3 protein-coding genes are annotated in these 4,223 nt (G+C 61.1%); all 3 read left to right on the plus strand.

Features of this window, described 5'->3' with window-relative positions; all coding sequences use genetic code 11:
• The first annotated feature begins 63 nt into the window (after nucleotides 1-63).
• From ACM6IR_RS22385 to ACM6IR_RS22395, 3 genes are read left to right on the plus strand one after another with little or no spacing between them, the layout of a single operon-like run.
• Complete coding sequence (locus ACM6IR_RS22385; RefSeq protein WP_414909712.1) at nucleotides 64-2,385, plus strand: molybdopterin cofactor-binding domain-containing protein; 2,322 nt, start codon at nucleotides 64-66, stop codon at nucleotides 2,383-2,385.
• A complete protein-coding gene (locus tag ACM6IR_RS22390; RefSeq protein ID WP_414909713.1) occupies nucleotides 2,385-3,368 on the plus strand; it encodes an XdhC family protein in 984 nt (327 codons plus the stop codon). Before ACM6IR_RS22385 ends, ACM6IR_RS22390 begins: the two co-directional genes overlap by 1 nt.
• The gene (locus ACM6IR_RS22395) at nucleotides 3,365-3,955 is read left to right on the plus strand and encodes a nucleotidyltransferase family protein (RefSeq protein ID WP_414909714.1); all 591 of its coding nucleotides are present in this window, start codon (nucleotides 3,365-3,367) and stop codon (nucleotides 3,953-3,955) included. The genes ACM6IR_RS22390 and ACM6IR_RS22395 overlap by 4 nt, the downstream gene beginning before the upstream one ends.
• The last annotated feature ends 268 nt before the right edge of the window (nucleotides 3,956-4,223 follow it).

Below are 4,223 nucleotides of genomic sequence, written 5' to 3' on the forward strand. Positions count from 1 at the left end.
CACCTACAACCGTATCAAGATCGCCATCCGCCAGGCGTCCACTCACCTGAAGGAGGTCAAGGCATGAGTCGGTTACCGAATGATTTCGCGCTGAGCAATCTCAGCCGTCGCGGTTTCCTCAAGGGAGTCGGCGCCACCAGCGCGCTGGTGCTGGCAGCGAGTTGGGGCTGGCAAGACGCGTTTGCCGAAGAAACACAGAAGAAATTCGGCGCCGATGGCATGCCCCACGGCGCGATTGATGATCCCAAGGTTTACATCAGCATTGCCGCCGATGGCACCGTGACCGTGGTTTGCAACCGGTCGGAAATGGGCCAGGGCGTACGCACCAGCCTGACGATGGTGGTGGCTGACGAACTGGATGCCGACTGGGCGATGGTGAAGGTGCAGCAGGCGCCGGGCGACGAAGTGCGTTTCGGCAACCAGGACACCGACGGCTCGCGCAGCATGCGCCACTGGTACGAACCGATGCGCCGTTGCGGTGCTGCCGCGCGGACCATGCTGGAACAAGCGGCCGCCGAGCAATGGAAAGTGCCGCTCAGCGAATGCCATGCACAACTGCACAAAGTCATCCATAAGCCGACCGGGCGTGAACTGGGCTACGGCGCTCTGGCCGCCGCTGCCGGTGCGCTGGCAGTACCGGCGCGTGACAGCGTGCGGCTCAAGGATCCTTCACAGTTCCGCTACATCGGCAAGGAAGGCACCAAGGCCATCGACGGTGCGGACATCGTCAATGGCCGCGCAGTCTACGGCGCTGATGTGCATTTCGACGGCATGCTCTATGCCACTATCGCGCGTCCGGCGGTGTACGGCGGTAAGGTCAAGACCTTCGATGCCAGCGCCGCGATGAAAGTCCCGGGCGTGATCAAAGTCCTGAAAATCGAAGGTCGTCCGCTGCCGTCGGAGTTCCAGCCGCTGGGCGGTGTGGCGGTGGTGGCCCGTAATACCTGGGCGGCGATCAAGGGGCGCGAAGCACTGAAAATCGAGTGGGATGATGGTCCCAATGCCAGTTACGACTCGATCGCTTATCGCAAGGAGCTGGAAGCCGCGTCCCTCAAACCCGGCAAGGTGGTGCGCAACACCGGTGACATCGACGAAGCCATGGACAGTGCTGACAGCACCCTGGAAGCGTCCTACTACTTGCCGCACCTGACGCAAGCGCCGATGGAACCCATGGTTGCCATCGCCCGCTTCAAGGATGGCGTATGTGAAGCCTGGGGCCCAAGCCAGGCACCGCAAGTCACCCGCACACGAATCGGCGAACGCTTGGGTATTGCGTTCGACAAGGTCACGTTCAATGTCACGTTGCTCGGCGGCGGTTTCGGCCGCAAGTCCAAGCCGGACTTCATCATCGAAGCGGCCATCCTTGCCAAGGAATTTCCCGGCAAGGCTGTGCGGGTGCAATGGACTCGCGAAGACGATATCCATTGTTCCTACTTCCACACCGTGTCAGCGGAATATCTGAAGGCCAGCCTGAACAAGGACGGTATGCCGTCCGGTTGGCTGCATCGCACCGTCGCGCCGAGCATTACCGCGCTGTTTGCACCCGGCATGAATCACGAGGCGGCGTTCGAGTTGGGCATGGGGTTCACCAACATGGCTTATGCGATTCCTAACGTGCGCCTGGAAAACCCTGAAGCGACGGTCCACACACGGGTCGGCTGGTACCGCTCGGTGTCGAACATCCCCCACGGCTTTGCGATTCAGAGCTTTGTCGATGAGCTGGCGCACAAGGCCAGGCAGGATCCGCTCAAGTATCAGATCAAACTGCTCGGCCCGGACCGTCAGATTGATCCGCGCACCTTGAGTGAAGAGTGGAATTACGGCGAATCGCCCGAGCGTTATCCGATCGATACCGCTCGTCTGCGTACTGTGCTGGAAACCGCCGCCAACGCCGCCGGTTGGGGGCGTGAGTTGCCCAAGGGGCGAGGCCTGGGGCTGGCGGTGCATTACAGCTTCGTGACGTATGTGGCAGCGGTGATCGAAGTCGAAGTCAAAGACGACGGCACATTGATCGTGCACAAGGCTGACATCGCCGTGGATTGCGGTCCGCAGATCAACCCCGAGCGGATTCGCTCGCAGTTCGAAGGCGCCTGTGTGATGGGCCTGGGCAACGCGGTGCTGGGGGAAATCAGCTTCAAGGACGGCAAGGTTCAGCAGGACAATTTCCACATGTACGAAGTGGCACGCATGTCCCTGGCACCGAAGGAAGTCGCCGTGCATCTGGTGACGCCGCCGGGCAACGTGCCGTTGGGCGGTGTTGGTGAACCGGGTGTGCCGCCGATTGCGCCGGCACTGTGCAACGCGATCTTCGCGGCCACGGGCAAACGCATCCGCAATTTGCCGGTTCGCTATCAGCTGCAGGGTTGGCAGAAGGTTGAGTCCTGATGGACAGCGTCGATCTGAACGTGCTGCGCAGCGTGCTGCAATGGCGCCGCGCCGGTCATCGAGTGGTGCTGTACTGCGTGGTCCAGACATGGGGCACCGCGCCCCGGGCGCCCGGCGCGATGTTGGCGTTGCGTGAAGACGGCGTGGTGATGGGGTCGGTGTCCGGTGGTTGTGTCGAGGACGATCTGATTGCGCGGTTGCACGACGGCCGTATGCCGGTCGCGGGGCCGCCCGTGCAGCTGATCACCTATGGCGTCACCCGCGAAGAGGCCGCCCGGTTTGGTCTGCCGTGCGGCGGTACCTTGCGTTTGACCGAAGAGCGGGTGGGTGATCCGGCGTGGGTCGCTGAGTTGTTGGCGCGCTGCGAGGCCCATGAAGTCCTGGCTCGCTCGCTTGATCTCGCGACTGGCGAAGTGGTCCTGCAATCGGCGAACAAGACCGATGTGTTGACGTTTGACGGTCAGACCTTGCGCGCCATCTACGGTCCGCGTTGGCGTTTATTGCTGATCGGTGCTGGGCAGCTGTCCCGTTATGTCGCCGAGATGGCGCGGTTGCTGGACTTTGAAGTGTTGATCTGCGATCCACGCACCGAGTTCGTCTACGGTTGGGAAGAGCAACATGGGCGATTTGTTTCCGGCATGCCGGATGAAGCGGTGCTGAACATCCAGACCGACGAGCGTACAGCGATTGTTGCGCTGACCCATGATCCTCGACTGGATGACATGGCGCTGCTCACGGCCCTCGACTCCAAAGCGTTTTATGTCGGTGCGCTGGGGTCGCGCGTCAACAGCCTCAAACGCCGTGACAATCTGGCTCTGCTTGGCTTGTCAGCGCAGGCCATCGAGCGGTTGCACGGTCCGATCGGATTGCACATCGGTAGCCATAGCCCGGCGGAAATCGCATTGTCGCTGATGGCGGAAATTGTCGCGATCAAGAACGGCGTCGAGCTGAAGCAGAAGAAGCCATTGCAGGAGGACGTATGAGTGAGCCAATTGGCGTCATTGTATTAGCGGCGGGGCAGGGCAGTCGCTTCCAGCAGGTGGCGGGGGCCGGGAAGGACAAGTTGCTGGCGGACTGTGCTGGCCGTGATGGTGCTGTTCGTTCGGTGATCGAGCAGGTGTTGGTGAATTTACCGCCCACCTTTGAGAGGCGTGTGCTGGTGACCACCGATAATCGCCCGCAGTTGAGCCGAATGGCTCAGGCTTATGGTTTCGAGATTGTATTGATCGACTCGACCGGCATGGGCGACAGCATCGCTGCGGGCGTGAAGGCATGCCCGGACCTCGCGGGATGGCTGATCGTGTTGGGGGATATGCCGTTCATCCTGCCGTCGAGCATCGAGCGAGTGGCCGGGGCGATTGCTGATGACGCCGTCAGTGTGCCGGTCAACGAAGGGGCGTATGGGCATCCGGTGGGGTTCGGTCGCCGCTTCGGTCCCGGCTTGATGGCGCTATTGGGTGATCAGGGTGCCAAGTCATTGTTTGCAGGCGCGAGGGTGGTGGAGGTGGGGGTAGATGACCCTGGGGTGTTGTGGGATGTGGATATTCCGGCGAAATTGAGCTTCGTGTGATCACACCAGATCCTGTAGGAGCGAGCTCGCTCGCGAAGGACTTGCAAGCAGCGCGTTCATTCAGGAAGAACGCATTATCGTTAACATCCATCGCGAGCGAGCTCGCTCCTACAGTCCCAGCACACCGCAAGAGTGTTGCAGGGCTTTTTTGTTAATGCCGGGTTAACCGCGCAACTTGAGCATCCGGGCGAACTCATCATTCAAGGCCCGCGCCGTCCTCATGATTACCCTGAAACTCAATGGTCAAGACCATCAACTCGATGTCACC

Source organism: Pseudomonas sp. IT-P253, from assembly GCF_949768125.1.
Lineage (GTDB): Bacteria > Pseudomonadota > Gammaproteobacteria > Pseudomonadales > Pseudomonadaceae > Aquipseudomonas.

Bases quoted from the DNA above. Each gene is read 5' to 3' on its own strand.
- ACM6IR_RS22385 (WP_414909712.1), top strand. From the start codon at position 64: ATGAGTCGGTTACCGAATGATTTCGCGCTGAGCAATCTCAGCCGTCGC.
- ACM6IR_RS22390 (WP_414909713.1), top strand. From the start codon at position 2,385: ATGGACAGCGTCGATCTGAACGTGCTGCGCAGCGTGCTGCAATGGCGC.
- ACM6IR_RS22395 (WP_414909714.1), top strand. From the start codon at position 3,365: ATGAGTGAGCCAATTGGCGTCATTGTATTAGCGGCGGGGCAGGGCAGT.